This is a genomic window from Larkinella knui (genome assembly GCF_003858645.1).
Classification (GTDB): Bacteria; Bacteroidota; Bacteroidia; order Cytophagales; family Spirosomataceae; genus Larkinella; species Larkinella knui.
Window position 1 is genome coordinate 190307 of record NZ_RQJP01000007.1, and the last position, 14406, is coordinate 204712.

Annotated in this window: 11 protein-coding genes and 1 pseudogene; 4 read left to right on the forward strand and 8 right to left on the reverse strand. The window is 56.5% G+C overall.

Annotated features, from left to right (window positions below; all coding sequences use genetic code 11):
• Nucleotides 1-5: 5 nt before the first annotated feature.
• The 5 genes and pseudogenes from EHT87_RS29300 to EHT87_RS29315 all read right to left on the reverse strand — a co-directional run bounded on the left by EHT87_RS29300 (nt 6) and on the right by EHT87_RS29315 (nt 6357).
• The gene (locus EHT87_RS29300; RefSeq protein ID WP_124910339.1) at nt 6-1121 is read right to left on the reverse strand and encodes a hypothetical protein; all 1116 of its coding nucleotides are present in this window, start codon (nt 1119-1121) and stop codon (nt 6-8) included.
• A gap of 32 nt (nt 1122-1153) precedes the next feature.
• Nucleotides 1154-1861 carry a hypothetical protein gene (locus tag EHT87_RS29305; protein WP_124910340.1) on the reverse strand — a complete coding sequence of 236 codons (708 nt, stop codon included), beginning with the start codon at nt 1859-1861 and terminating at the stop codon, nt 1154-1156.
• A 141-nt stretch (nt 1862-2002) separates the two neighbouring features.
• Nucleotides 2003-4177 (reverse strand): caspase family protein, encoded by a 2175-nt coding sequence (locus tag EHT87_RS31905; protein WP_229321456.1) that lies wholly within the window; start codon nt 4175-4177, stop codon nt 2003-2005.
• Nucleotides 4178-5566 (reverse strand): annotated as a pseudogene (locus EHT87_RS31910) (cytochrome D1 domain-containing protein); the annotation flags it as partial. It lies immediately after the preceding gene.
• The gene (locus EHT87_RS29315; RefSeq protein WP_124910342.1) at nt 5563-6357 is read right to left on the reverse strand and encodes a hypothetical protein; all 795 of its coding nucleotides are present in this window, start codon (nt 6355-6357) and stop codon (nt 5563-5565) included. The pseudogene EHT87_RS31910 and the gene EHT87_RS29315, both read right to left, overlap by 4 nt.
• Nucleotides 6358-6557: 200 nt before the next feature.
• On the opposite strand from EHT87_RS29315, the gene EHT87_RS29320 reads away from it, so the two are divergent.
• Nucleotides 6558-8150, forward strand: coding sequence for a tetratricopeptide repeat protein (locus EHT87_RS29320; RefSeq protein WP_124910343.1), 1593 nt, complete (start codon nt 6558-6560; stop codon nt 8148-8150).
• Here EHT87_RS29320 and EHT87_RS29325 read toward each other — a convergent pair.
• Both EHT87_RS29325 and EHT87_RS29330 read right to left on the reverse strand, forming a co-directional pair.
• Nucleotides 8143-8784: a hypothetical protein gene (locus EHT87_RS29325; RefSeq protein WP_124910344.1), complete on the reverse strand. Its 642-nt coding sequence runs from the start codon at nt 8782-8784 to the stop codon at nt 8143-8145. The two genes, EHT87_RS29320 and EHT87_RS29325, sit on opposite strands and share 8 nt — an antisense overlap.
• Complete coding sequence (locus EHT87_RS29330) at nt 8781-9788, reverse strand: hypothetical protein (RefSeq protein WP_124910345.1); 1008 nt, start codon at nt 9786-9788, stop codon at nt 8781-8783. The genes EHT87_RS29325 and EHT87_RS29330 overlap by 4 nt, the downstream gene beginning before the upstream one ends.
• A gap of 91 nt (nt 9789-9879) precedes the next feature.
• On the opposite strand from EHT87_RS29330, the gene EHT87_RS29335 reads away from it, so the two are divergent.
• The 3 genes from EHT87_RS29335 to EHT87_RS29345 all read left to right on the forward strand — a co-directional run bounded on the left by EHT87_RS29335 (nt 9880) and on the right by EHT87_RS29345 (nt 11591).
• Complete coding sequence (locus EHT87_RS29335; RefSeq protein ID WP_124910346.1) at nt 9880-10116, forward strand: hypothetical protein; 237 nt, start codon at nt 9880-9882, stop codon at nt 10114-10116.
• Nucleotides 10117-10243: 127 nt separating this feature from the next.
• The gene (locus EHT87_RS29340; RefSeq protein ID WP_124910347.1) at nt 10244-10798 is read left to right on the forward strand and encodes an RNA polymerase sigma factor; all 555 of its coding nucleotides are present in this window, start codon (nt 10244-10246) and stop codon (nt 10796-10798) included.
• 97 nt (nt 10799-10895) lie between these two features.
• Nucleotides 10896-11591 carry a hypothetical protein gene (locus EHT87_RS29345; RefSeq protein WP_124910348.1) on the forward strand — a complete coding sequence of 232 codons (696 nt, stop codon included), beginning with the start codon at nt 10896-10898 and terminating at the stop codon, nt 11589-11591.
• Here the strand turns inward: EHT87_RS29345 and EHT87_RS29350 are convergent.
• Nucleotides 11588-14374, reverse strand: a complete 2787-nt coding sequence (locus tag EHT87_RS29350) for a CHAT domain-containing tetratricopeptide repeat protein (protein WP_124910349.1) — start codon at nt 14372-14374, stop codon at nt 11588-11590. The genes EHT87_RS29345 and EHT87_RS29350 overlap by 4 nt on opposite strands.
• Nucleotides 14375-14406 lie beyond the last annotated feature (32 nt).

Consider the following 14406-nt stretch of genomic DNA (forward strand, 5'->3'; position numbering starts at 1 on the left):
AGGGGTTAAATTTTCTTCAAATCGGCAAACTGACCGTGCACGGTCAGCGTATAGTTCCCATACTCTTTTCTGTAGGCCGATACTTTTATTCGGTAGGATCCCTGGGCGACTTTTTCCGCAACCAGGTAGATAGATTTGCGCGTGCCGCTCGTGGCGTAGGCAATCTGATTGCCGACACTGGTCTGTAATCGAATATCAACGTTGATATCCGGCGATGATAATTCAACATCCAGGGGCGAATTCGTCGCCGTCAGTTGCAGCGAATACGTGTTGTAGGGCTCATAGGGAAAGAGCGTGCTGGTAGGCGAGCTGGTATCCCATTTCCCGGTAACCGTCGTCACCTGCGACTCAATGCGTTTCAGATTGGCTACTTTTCCAAACAGATTGAGTTGATAATCGCCAACATCGCCCCGGTTCTGGGTGCCCGCGGTGACGGTATAGCTCCCTTTTCGGGTGGCTTGCAGGATGTATTTGTAGCGGCCCCCGCTGGTGTAGGCCACCCGCTGCCCCAGGCCATCGTACACATACAGTGAAATATCGGTATCGGCCGAAAGCAGTTCGATATCTACGGTGGTATTATCCTCGGTGACGTCGACGGTGTAAAAGTGGTTTTTAAAAGTGAACTCGGTTCCACCGCCACCCAGTTTTCCCCAGTTTTGGGTGCCCGTTTGCAGGGTTGCAAACGGGATAGGGACCGGTTTTCCATTCACACCCAGCATCGTTAGCTCAAAATTGCCCACGGCCCGGCGATCTGCCGTTACGACCACGCGGTATTTGCCCGCACCCAGTTGCTTATATAACCTCGAAAGACTTCGCTCTTGTCCACTGGCATCCATCCGTTGTCCGAGCGGATCGAACAAGGCATACTGCACATTGATGGTCGGCGAAATGAGTTCTACCAACACATCCTGATTCGCGTCTTTGACCTCAAAATTGAACTGGTAATTTTTAAAGGAGTCAAAATTATTGAATCCCCCGCCCCCCCCCTGGGCCGCGACCCACGAGCCGGTAACTTTTTGCGGAGTAAGAACGGGATCAGGGGCGGGGTCTACTTTCTCCTCCTTTTTGCATCCGACGAGCAGCGCGGCCGTCAGCAGGACGAGAACCAATAGGTCTTTCATGGTCGTGTTCGTTTTGGATGGGGTTCGGAAGACTAGTTGGTGGCCAGCGTGTAGCGGTTGTAAACGGTCCCCCGGTTTTTGACGCGGATGGTGAACAGACCGGTGTAGCGGGGTGTCCAGGAGGCCACGCAGCCGTCGGTGTAGTCATCGTCGCGGGCAACCAGGTTGCCATTGTCGTCGTAGATGTACAGATCGAGGTCCGTGTCGCCATCACCCTGCAGTGCCACAATCGCCGACTCATACCCCCGAAACCGGATGTAAAACACATCGACCGAGTTGGCGGAAACGCTGGTGGTGCTGCGTTTGGGACCCCCAACGGCACCCCGCGTGGCCGGTGCCGGTTTCACCCGGTTGGCCAGGGCCAGCACCGTTGCGTCGCCCTTGGCCAGCCGACGGGCATCGGTCAGCAGTTGTTCGGGGTTGGCCAGATCGGGTTTCGCGGGTTTGGAATCCGCCGGGGCTGGTTTGGATGGGTTTTGGCGGGCATCGGCGGGCAGGGGCGTTACGCCGAGCTGATAAATCATCTCGGCCGCCGTAATCAGGCACAATGCATTGTTGGTGGTGTAGCCGTAGCGGGCCAGGTTCAGGGCCGCGCTGTAGTCCTCCACTTTCTGGGTTTGGGGCGTGGTTGGTACGGCGGGTTTGTCAGTTTCTTCGGGTTTGGTGGCCGGGGCTTGCTGGGCAAACAGAGAAGCACTCAGCAGGGTCAACATCAGGGCGAAAACAGCGGATTTTTTCATGGTACTTGACAAATGTTTGGTTGTTATAGTAGGTTATTCAGGGGGGAGGCAAAAATGTAACAACCCACCCCGAAAATTTTTACAACCTTTTTTGCCCGGGCGTTACGCCCGCCATTTGCCCTCAAAAACGCGCCTGAACCCTCACGGTTTCACCACGCCCTGCGCCCGGGTCAGCACCAGCTGCGCCAGGTCGGTCAGGTTACTTTTTGCTCCTGTTACCACAAATTCGCCCACCGAAACGGCAGCCCGGAATACTTTGCACGATACCGCCACCGCTTCACCCCGCTGTGTGTACCGACCGCTCAGCGTGTAGGCCCCCGGATACTCTTTGGCATCCATTGTCAGCACCGGCGCGTCGGCACCCCGCGTGGCAATGAGGTCGTTCAGCGCGCTTTCGACCTTGCTTTTGAAATCCAGCACGTCGTCGATCTGCGTTTCTTCCTGAAAACTTTTGACCAGCAGCACCGGTTTGGGTTCGGATATCCGGATTTTAGCTTTTACCTCCTCCGTCACCCGACCTATATCGAACGTGCGCTGGTTCTGAATGCCCCGGTAGAACGGCTGCTGAATGCCACCGATGTCTCTGGCCAGCAGAGGAACCTGCTCGACGGCGTAGCCCAGCCACTTTTCCACGTCCACAAACTCCTCGGTGCCCTCCCGGCGCAGGGCCGCCCCCCGCAGGCCTTTCAACAGGGCGTAGGTGAGTAACCCTTGCCCATACACGTTGGCTTCATAACTGACGGCATCGGCCGCCGAACCGGCCAGCACATAAAAACCGGTTCGCTCCTGGAGTCGATCCAGTGCCCGGATCTGGCTGGCGGGAATGTCGCGGGCCGCCACGAGCAGCTTTTCGGCTCCCTTTCCGGCCGCGCATACATCCAGAATCAGCAACTTTTTACGCGCCGGGATCAGGTTGAGATACCGGGTAAGTTCCTGACTCGACAGGGCGTAGGTCTGGCGAATAGCCGGATCGTTGAGGTAGCTGGCGTCGGCCGAGGTGGCCCCGGCGGTGAGGTAATACAGATCGCCGTCCTGGCCCCCGTAGTTGATGGCGTGGCCCGACAGATGCAGCACAAACAGATCTTCCGGGCGGGTTTGCCGGGCCGCTTCCAACGCCTTCACAATATCCGCTTTGGTGGTTTGGGAGGAGCTACCCGGCTTTGTGACGAGCAACTGCACCGTTACATTGGCCGGGCCGAGGAGTTCGGTGGCGGCCAGTTGCAGGCCATTCGCAAGCTGCTCGGCATCGGTATGGGCAAACCGCAGTCCGACGTTGGAGGTGCCGACCACGACGGCCCGCAACCGCACGGTTTTGCGCTCGCCCGCCGAGGCAGAATGCTCGGCTTTGCCACCCCGCGTCGTTCTGACAACTCGGTAAGGGATTTCGGCGGGGCGGCTTTTGAGCCAGCTTGCCCCGTTGGCGGCCACCACCCGGATGGTGTTCAGCGTATCGAAGCGATTGGCAAACCGGGCCAGTGACACCTTGAGGGCCAGCGTCGTCTGGGTCGCATCTTTCCGGGGATTCGTCCGCAAATCCTCAACCACTTCGGTGTCGTTGATAAAAACAGAAACCGGCCCGATGCCGCCCTTGCGGTTTTTGAGTTTGACGGTGAGTTCGTCGCCTTTCAAGGAAAGTTGAATGCTGGGCGGCAAGGCAACGTCCTCGAAGGCTGGCACCTGGCGGAGCGGTTCTTGGCTAAAACCCATCAGAATAGGCAGCAAACCCGGCTGGTAGTAGCGCTGTTTGAGTTGGTCCAACTCGATGACTTTCCAGGGCTCATCATGGTCGGTCGAGTCATTAACTACATAATGCATCAGTTGCATTGCCCCGGGCGTGGCATCAAATAGCCCGGCTGGAGTAGTAATGACCCAATCCGTGGAGTCAACGGCGATCAGCGTGGCGAGTTCCTTGCCCGTGGCTACGTTCCAGAGTTTGGTCGTATTGTCAAAAGACCCCGACAAGGCAAAGCGACTATCAGGAGAAAAAGCAACAGACCTAATGGCATTTTTGTGGCCTTTAAGGATTTGAGACAAGTTGCCTGTTCCGACTTCCCAGAGTTTAGCCGTCCTGTCCCATGACCCCGACAAGGCATAATGGCCATCAGGCGAGAAGGCGACCGACATAACCGCGTCCATGTGCTTTCCCAACGTACGAAGCAACCGGCCCGTACTGATTTCCCAGAGTTTAACCGTCTTGTCCTCAGACCCCGTCAGTGCATAGTGACCATCGTGTGAAAATGCGATGGAGTAAATTTCCCCCGTATGCCCTTCATATCGTCGGATTAGCCTGCCACTAGTAACCTCCCATAGATACATGTTGTTATCGCTAGCTCCTGCTAAGGCGTAACGACTATCAGCGGAGAAAGCAACAGAAGTAACCTTACCCGCATGTCCCTTGAAATTTCGTATAAACCGCTTCGTAGTAGCCTCCCAGAGTTTGAGCGTACTATCTCCTAAACCGGCCAAGACATATTGACCATTTTGGGAAAAAGCAACTGATTCAGGAGATCTGGATTGTTCAAATCTTCCGAGTAGCTTTTCTGTATTGACCTCCCAAAGTTTGAGATTTTCGAGAAGGAGCCCCTCTACAAAATAACGGCCATCAGGGGAAAAAGAAATAGGAAAAGGGTCCTTCTTTTTCCTTCCAAATAGTCGTACTGTTTTATCCTTGTCAACTTCCCAGACACTGGATGAACCTGACATGATACGGTGGCCATCAGCGGAGAAAGCAACAGAATAAATTTCATCGGCATGGCCCTTGAACTGTCGAATTCGCTTTCCGTTACTGATTTCCCATAGACTCAGATTATTATTCACATCGCCCGACAAGATATAGCGACCATCGGGGGAAAAGCTTACGGAGTTAATTTGTGTACCTTTCTCAAAATTGTGGAGTACCTTCCCACTGCTAATTTCCAGTATATTTAATCCGTTGAACCCCCCCGACAACACATAGCGGCTATCAGGTGAAAATGCCACCGAACGAGAGGAGCCCTTAAGTCCCTTAAAATCTTGAAACATTTTCCCGCTATCTATTTTCCAAATTCGAACAGTGCCGTCCTGTGAGCCTGATAAAGCATAACGACCATCGGGAGAAAAGGCAACGGAATGAACCGCTTTTGAATGGGTTCCCAAATTTTTCAATAAGTTACCGCTAGTAGTCTCCCACAATTTGATTGAATTATCACGTGACCCCGACAACACATAGCGACCGTCGGGGGATAAAGCGATAGACGTAACCTTACCTAGTTGGCCTCGAAAATTCCGGATCAATTTTCCACTGCTCACCTCCCAGTATTTAAGGGTGCTGTCACTTGACCCTGACAAGGCATAGCGGCCATCCGGGGTGAAAGCAACACCAAAAATACTACCGGTATGCCCCTCGAACCGTCGCAGCAACCGCCCAGTGGTAACTTCCCAAAGTTTAAGCTCAACAGATCCCGACAAAATAAAGCGCCCATCAGGTGAAAAAGCGATGGAATAAACGCTGCCCCTCTCATCAAAACTCCGTAGTAGCTTTCCGCTAGTGACCTCCCACAATTTGAACGTATGATCCGAAGACCCGGAAAGAACATAGCGGCCATCAGGCGAAAAAACCACTGAATTAACCCAATCCGTATGCCCAACCGGCACCACCAGCGTCGGCTTCTGGGCCTGAACGCAAAAAGTCAGCAGAAAAAAAAACAGCGTAGTCGATGCTTTCATCGCGATCCGTTCATGGGTTGCAGGTTGGCCATCAGGTTTGCATCGGCGTAATTGGCCAGAATCTTCGTGGAAAACGTTTGGGTGTAGCGGGCCGCATTGCGGTCGTTGCGGTGACGCTGCTGGTAGCGGTCGGCGATGGATTGCTCCAGGCGCGTCATGGCGTATTGCGCCAGTTCCTGCTCGTCGGCCTTGGTGACCAAAAACAGAAGCGGGCTGTCGACCTGCCGGATCTGCTGCCGAAACCGCCGGGCCAGCGACTGTTCGTAGGTGCTGATGTGCAGCTTGCAGTCCCGCAGGGCATCGGAAAGGGACTTCGTACGCAGCGTGATTTGACCAAACTTCTGTTCCAGCGCTTCTTTTTTCAGGGGAATGTCGAAGAGGTCCAGCAGACCAAAATCGGCGGCATCTTCCTCAATCGCTTCGCCCTCCCGGATGGCTTGCGTCAGGTCGGCCGTCAGTTGCTGGGCCTGGCGGCAGAGCACCAGCATTTCCTCTTTGATTCCCTGGGTCGTTTGGTCGTAGGCTTCGACGGCCAGGATGTGCTCATCCAACTGTTTCAACTGGTCGTTCAGTGTTGTAATCTGTTCGGGGTGTTCTTTATCCGGTAAGGTAAGCTGATTTTCCAAATTGGCAAAGGGGATCAATGAAGCCACAAACGCGATGTCGTTGTCGAACTGGTTGATGGTTCCGTCGATGTGGCTTTTGAGCGAATCGGTTGGGCTTAGTTGCTGGCAACTGGTGAATCCTAAAAGGATGGCAACGACGATCAGGAGGTAGAAAGAGCGGAGCATAATCAGCGTTAATTTTATACAATACATAGGAGTTAACCAGCAACCAGTCGGTTAAAAGCACCCGGCTTCGTACGGATTGAGGCCGGGTGCCGTATGAACAGGTATGGATAAAAATCGGAAAACAGCTGGTAGTCTGTGTTACATTTGGTTATTCTTGCGGAATAAAGAAATGTAACAGGTTCGCCGGAAAATATTTTATCATGGGTCAGTCTTCTTTGATGTCCATTGTGCTGCTAGCCAGCCTGCTGTTTTCCGGTTCACCTCCGAAAAAACCGGTCGACCAGACGGGTAGGCTGCTCCGGGTCTATGCCCGGTTATTGCAAACGATGGGCAACCCGCCCGATGCGCCCGTGCTGAAGCTCCTGCCGCGCCGGGAAACCGGTATCGATGGACATGCGCTTTACCAGCCCGGAAACCCGGCCCGGATCGAACTGGGGGACGATGTTCTGACGCTCTGTGCCACCTTCGGGCCCAATGCCGAAGTGGCGCTGGCCTGTTTGCTGGGGCATGAGCTGGCCCATTTTCAATACCGGCACGGCAGCAAACAGGGCTTCTTTTCACCGGTCGTCATGCCAACGGATGCGGCTTATTCGTCCAGAAATCTGGAAGCCCTCGCCGACCGTTCGGGAATATTTATGGCTTATTTGGCGGGATACGACGCTTTTTCGATAGCCCCGGCGGTTTACGAAGCGTATTACAGAACCTTTAAAAAGCCCGATCAGATCCCGGGTTATCCCACCAAAAATCAACGACTCAGGATGGTTGCCGACACCGCTGCCCGGGTGCAGGAATTGGCGCAACTCTTCGAAATCGGCGAAATCAGCTACCTGATGCGCGACTACGCAGCGTCCAGCCGGGCCTTCGACGCCTTGATCACCCGGTATCCAGACGTCACCACGCGGAATAATCTGGGAGCCAGTAAATTGAATCAGGCACTGGCGCGGATGCCCTCGGCCCGGGAGGCTCCCCGGTTGCGGTTTGCCTTTCCGATCGAGTTCGACAGCGACAACCGGCTCCTGACCCTGCCCCGCCGGGACAAACCGCTGCGGTATGAACAACTGCTGACCGAAGCCCACTACCTGTTTAAAACGGCGTTGGACGAACAGCCCACCCACCAGTCGGCCCGGCTCAATCTGGCCATTGCGGAGTATCTGCTTGGAAACGCTGAGCAGGCCCGACAAACGTTGGGCAATGCGCCGTTGCCGAAGTCGGCCAATGAGCAGCTGATGCTGGGCATCGTTCTGGCCGATCTTGGCCAGAATGACGAAGCCCGAAAATCGTTCAAAATGGCGGTGGCAAAAGGGGCGTTTCGGGCCAGAGAAAACGAAGCGTATTTCCTGAAAGGGCTGGAATCCGGTTGGCTGTCGTGGTTTGATCAGGTGGCCGCCCGCCAGAACCGGAAGCAGGAAAAACCGGCTTCACTCCCGGCCTGGCCCGCACAGCTGGCCCCGGCCCGCCAGTTGCCCGTGATGGTATTGCCCGGCGGTGGGCAGGTGGCCCGCACGGATTCGCTGACGAGCTACGAAATACCCCTGGCGCTCGAATCGGCGACCCATGACAAACCAGCGGTGCGGATCTATCGGGTGTTAAAAAGCAGTCGCCGGGCGCTGAAAGGGCTTCCGATGGGCAGTTCTTCCGGTCAGCTTGCCCGGTATGGCCCGCCGACCACGACCATAACCGGGGCGCGGGGCACGGTTTTTTACGGGTTTCGAAAAGCCAGTCGGTGGCTCTTTCTGGAATACCGCGACAACCGGTTGACGAGTTGGGTCGCTGCCGAGCCTAAGCCTAGTTGACAGGCTGTAGCGGTTTGCGCGCTCCAAACGTATCTTTATCCAACTGGTAGGTCGGGCCTTCGGGCGTTTTGAGCAGATAGCCGCCCTGTTGCGGGTCGTCGCGCAGGGTCCATTGCTTCGCATTGGCGGGCAGGTCCGGGAAGTACAGCCGGATGCCGTTGGCACCGCTGCTGTATTCACCCCCGGCGGGTCCCCGGCTGTTGAATTCGACCGGGAAGGTCGTTTGCTGGCTGGCACTGTCGCCGGCCATGCCCAAACCCCGCTGGTCATACACGATCTGCACGGCCAGCGTCTCCGGCTGCCGGTTGTAAAAGAACACCCAGCCTAAGCCCATCACCAGCGCGATGACGGCAGCGGCCCGCACCCAGGTTTGTCGCCAGATCGGTATGGGTACCGGAAGCGGCCTGACGATGCCGGGCTTCGGCCGGTTGGCCATGAATTTCGCCACGAGATCGCGTTCTTCGGCCTGTTGCTGCGCTTCGATTTCGCGGTTAAGGGCCTGTTGAATCAGCACGTCGGTTCGGAAAACCGGGTCTTCATCCATTTTCCGGCGCACCAGTTCCTGCGCTGACGCATCGAGTTTTCCGGCCAGAAATGCCTCGATAAAGGTCCATTTGTTATCGTCGGTAATCATCGGGCTGCGGGAGTAATGTTCAGTTTGCGTTTCAGGCAATCATAAATCTTTTGCCGGGTTTCTTTGAGCCGTACGCTGGCGGTGTGCGCATCCTTATAGCCTGCCAGTTCTGCAATTTGTTCCATGCTTAGTTTGTCGAAACTGCTGTCTATTGCTTCGTCGCTGAGCGGGGCCTGATCGCTGTTTATGGCTTCGTCGCTGAGGGGCCCTTGGTCATAGCCCTTCCAGAAGGCGTATTTGAATCGCAGCAACAGTTGCCGGCGGTCCCGTAGCTGCTTGAAACAATCCGCGATGGAGCGCTGGAGTTCGCCAAAATCGATTCGTTTGAGAACCGGTCTGAAGTCATCGGGTCCACCCGGTGCGGTATTTTCCAGAAAAATTTCTTCCAGTCGCAGGTGAAGGTCGATGCTTTCCGGTTCCGGGTTTTCGTCGGGGGGCATGGGGTAGTCGAAGGTTCCGATGTCGTCGTCGCCGTCCGATTCATAAGGCGTTTCGAGCCATTGCCACGAATCCTTCCGATTGATGCCCACCTGTTTTAATGCCTTGAAGCGGGCCACGCCCTTGACCACGGTTGCGATGAGCGCCATTACCGGTTTCTGGTGGTTGATCATCTCAAAAAAGGTCCTGAAACTTTCGTTCAGCACATCTTCTTCCTGGTCGGTGGTCCGAAAGGTGTACGTACTCAAAAACCGCTGGACCGTCGCCCGGTTTTCGGCCATGATCTGGTTCATGGCCGCAGCCTGCTTTCGGGCGTCGCCGTGTACGGCCAGCCAGACCTGGGCCTGTTCCCGGGTCAGGCGTTTCGCAAAGGCATCCCGGTTCAGTCGTTGTTTGGTGGCTACCCGCCGGATGTGGAGAGCCGTCGTCAGCGTCTTGCTCGTAATCAGGTCAATCGCTGTTTCCGGGAGGAAGGAAAAGTCTGTCGCCAGCGTTTGGGTGATAACCGGTTCTATCTGTGAGAGGTACAAGGTTTGGTCGTCGGGAGTGCTCGGGGGGGCAGCCATCAGGAACGGGAACGGTTGAGCCACAAAGTAAAGAAAAAGCCGCCACATTACACTCCCGTAATGTAGCGGCTGGTTTTACCGTCCGGGCGGCTTGATGGGGTGCTCGGGTGCGTCGTCGTCGGCGGAAGTCACGCGGACAGTGGGCTGCGTTTCGGCCGGAGCGGGTTCAACCGCCACCGATTCGCAGGCACTCATCGCCAGCATCACCACCAATCCGCACAGGCCCAGCCAGCCCATCGCCGAAGCGTTGGCTTTCTTTTGCATGGTCGATAACCCTGTTACGGGTCGTTTATTGGTTGGTGAAAACCGGCTCCGGGACGTCCGCTAAAAGCTTTCGAAGCAGGGTTTCGAGGGTGTATGCCCGGCTTCGAAAAAAAAATCACAACCCCCCTGAAAAAAATGTTACATTCCTCGGCTATTGCGGAATATGGGTATGAAACCTGATCCGCTTCCGCATGACCAGCCAGGACCTACAGCTCTACGAAGACCTTTGTTCCGATGACCCGCGCCGACTGGCTGCGGCAATCCGTCTGCTGACCCAGCGCGTCAGAATTATTGCCCGGCGAATGGTGCTGGGCAACAGTGGAACCCGTTCGGATATCGATGATGTGGTGCAGGACACGGTGGTGGCCGTTTGGCAGCAGATGCGGTCGGGGAGTTATGAGGTTCGGCACGGTGTACCGTTGGATGCTTATTCCGCCAGCATTGTGCGGAATAAATGGTTGAGAACGCTGCAAAAACGGTCGGTTACCGTACCCGACGATCTCCATGATTCACGAACCGATGCCGTGTTGACCGAACACCACGGGCTTTCCGATCTGGAGGAAGCGATGGCCCGGCTGGGTCAGGCCTGTCAGCGACTGCTGAAGCTGTTTTACTGGGAAGGCTATTCCATGGAAGAGATTGCCCACCTGTTGGGAATCACGATGGAGGCTACCAAAGTGCGGAAATACCGCTGTATGCTGCGACTGGGGGAGATATTGAGGAAAAAAACCGGCCCGACTGAATAATCAGCCTGTAGAAACACGGCCTGAAACCGGATGGATCATTTACTGAAAACACACGATGAGCGGGGTTTCGGCCCGTCACTCACAAACCACATCTGTTATGCGACCAACCGATCAAGTGCAACAATGGGAATGGATCGAAGCCTACTATCAGAACAAATTACCGGCTGCCGAGCGGCTGGTTTTTGAACAGGAACTGGCCCGCGATGCCGAATTCCGGGAAACCGCCCTGCGGCTCCAAACCGCCGACCAGGCCCTGCGGATCCTGAGCCTGGAAAATACCGTTCGGAAAACCGTTCAACACGAACTGGCGCATAGTCGGCCCTTCCGCCGGTGGCGACTGGGCCGGGTGGTGGCGGCTGGGGTGGTTTTGATCGGGCTGGGGCTGGCCTACCTGACGTTCGACCGGGTTGACCTGCAAATCTACCGCGACGATGTGACGCTGACCCAGCGCTACCGGGCGTCGGGCGACGATTTGCAGGAAACCGACCTGACCCCCCGGCAACGGGCGTTTTACCGCGACTTTTTCGACGCTCAGGCGTTTCTGGCCAATGGACAACCCGAAATGGCCATTACGAACCTGGAGACGCTGTCGCGGGCTGACAGCCTGCGACCGTACTTCCGGCAGGCCGTGCAGTGGCACCTGCTGAATGCTTATCTTCTTAACAACCAGCCCGATAATGCCGACGCGACGTTTCAATTGCTCGCCCAGTCGGGGGAGCCTGTTTACCCTGTCAACCGAACGGATCGCTGGAAAGTGTGGTGGCAAATTCGCTGGCAGAAACTGGCGCATTAACGCAAGTGATCGTAACGGTAATACACATACGTTAGTGTGAGCAGTAAAACCACCGCGCCAATGCCCATCCAGCCCCACGGCCACGCTGACGAGCCGGCGTAAACGGGCTGGTGGTTGCCCATCAGAATCAAATGAGCCCAGAAATGGGGCGGGGTGAACGCGCCATTATTCGTCTGTACGGCCAGAAACCTGAGTTTGGCCTGTTGCAGGGCCACATCCGTCGGTTGGCCGCGCCGGAGTTCGTCGTAGAAAAGCCGCGTCAGGGTCGCCGTGGTGCCATCGTGGGCATTCCAGAGCGAGGTGATCACCTGCGGACAACCGGCAGAGGCAAAGGCGCGACTCAGGCTCAGGAGTCCTTCGCCTTCGTGGAAATGGCCGCTTCCGGTGCGGCAGGCACTCAGTACCGCCAGCCGGATGTGCCGCAAATCCAGCAGATCCAGTTCATGCGCATAAAGCCGGTGTGACGATTCGGCGGGGAAAAACGCGATGTAGGAATTGCCGGGATCGGTGTCGCTGGCTTCGGCGTGTGTTGCCAGGTGCAGCAACTGGTGCTGGGGCAGCAGAGCCAGAAAAGTGCTTTTGCTGGCGTTATCGGCCGTTGAGTGGGTTCCGGGCAAGACGTCGGCTTCCAGTTCCGATCCGGCCAACGGTTCATAGCCGCGTTGGCGGACAGCCGCCAGTCCGTTTTTCGTGACGGCAAACGGGGCCATACTCAACACCGACGGATTTCCTACCGGGGGCGACAGGTTGCTTTCGGTAGTGCTACGCATCGAGTAGGCGTAGGTGATGGCGGCATAGCGCAGGAGGTAATCATCAGGCCGAAGACCCGTTTCCAGCACCTCGAAGGGCAGGTAATGCAGCGGACCGTCGCGCACGATCACCAGTCGGCTCATGCCTTGTAAATCCGTCCAGACGGGAGCGAGCAGTCGATCGAACAGGGCCCGCGCGGTTGCCTGACCGGCATACTGAAATGGGTCGGGGTTGCGGTAGGCTTCGCGCCGGAGGAGGGCACTCAGCCGGTTCAGCTCGGTGCCGGTAATGGGCAACATCCGAACCCGAACCGTGTTGGCCTTCACCACCGTTAGCAGCAACGAGTCGGGCGTAAGGCTGTATTGTAAAAAGGCGGTTTGGCGATCCAGGCGGCTTTGCATGCGCTTTAGTTCATTGGGTTGGGCGGGCGTATGCTGGTTGTAGGGCTGTAGTTTCTGGTAGGCGCGACTCCAGGCCAGTTCGGCGTTGACCAGTTCCGTATCAATGGGTTGAGGTGTGCTCGCCTGCTCGCGTTCGTTCCAGGCGGTTTTGGCCGTTGCTAACCGGCTTTTGGCCCGTTGCAGTTGTTCGATCAGGTGCGGAGGGGCGTTGGCATACGGTTTTTGCAACGTTTGCAGCAGTTCGTGCAGGACCGACGCGTTGCCCTGTTCCTGCCGGTGCAACAGGGTCGCGAGGGTAGCGGGTCCGGGCTGTTGTCGGTAACGGGCGTAGGCGACAGCGACAGCGACGCGGTAGGCTGGCCGGAGCTTTTCCTGCACAAATAATTTGGTCAGTTCCGAACTGTAGGACCCTTGCAACAGGTCGCTGAGGGCGAAGGCCCGCTCAAACGTCTGGTCGGCCAGGTGCAGGTGGTTGGGTATTTCCCGCGCCGTTCGGAGCAAGCGGGCTTTCTGACAGAGCGATTCGAAGAGGTCAGGTCCATTTAAAAAATCATTGGGGGCGGGGTTCTGGCTCAGATCGGCGCTTCGAAACCGGATGCTGGCCTGCTGGATAGCCCGCTGGGTAAAGGCCAGTGCGCCGGGTGCATCGAGCCTTTGCTGGGCCAACCGACTTAGGGCCGTGTAACTACGCCATGCCAAGCGACTGGTATTACCTAACTTTTCGCCCGCTGCCAATGACCGTTGGAAATAAGTATGGGCGGTTTGAAATTGCCGTTTCTGTACGCAGTATTTTCCAAACGCTTCATCGAGGTAACCCGCCAGTTCGGTGCCATCTTTCCCGAGTTGTTTGGCTATTTGCATTCCTTCCTGCACCAATGCAGGCACCGATTTTGCCTGAGAGAATTGCAGTCGGCAGTCAACCAAACCCAGAAGTAACCAGCCCCGCGTAAGGTCAGGGGCGCGGTGTTTTTGCAATGAGGACACAAAGAAGGAATCGGCACGAACGGGTTGCCCGGTTTTGAGGTAGAAATAACCAAACTGGTTTTCGGCGATAGCCTGGCGGGTCGGGGTGCTGTGATGGGTTAGCAGCAACAGCCGTTTCTGAAAACAACGCTCCGCCAGCCGGTAATCTCCCTGCTCAAAATAAACCGTACCCCGGTTGCCCCAGAAAGCGGCCGCATAGGGAAAAATGTCGTTTTCAAGGGCCGGTTGTGCGTTGAGCACCGAATCGGCACGTTGCCAGAACCAATTCAGGGAGTCCGGGCGATTCCGCTGGTGGTACATTTCGCCGAGGCTGGCCCAGAGCTTAAACCGGGTGCTGTCGGCCAGCGGGCTTAGTTGCAGCCCGTCCCGGCAGATCGTGGTGGCCCGGCGGTAGTCGTTGTACATGGCATAATGAACCGTGGCCTCGTCCACACGGATGTTGGCGACCCGGTCGGCTTGTCCGGCCCGGAGGGCCAGTTGCCGCGCTTGCCCGAAGAGCCGGAGGGCCTTGGCGGGCTCGGTGCGGTAGAGGGCATTGGCCTCCCGTTGCAGGGCTTCCGCCGACTGCGCCAACGCGCCGAACGAGCCCGCCAAAGGCAGGAAAAGCAGCAGCCAGGCCCTGAGAGGCAGAAAATGTCGGTGAATCAAAAAAAATAAGGTTTTGATGTTACTATTCGGCC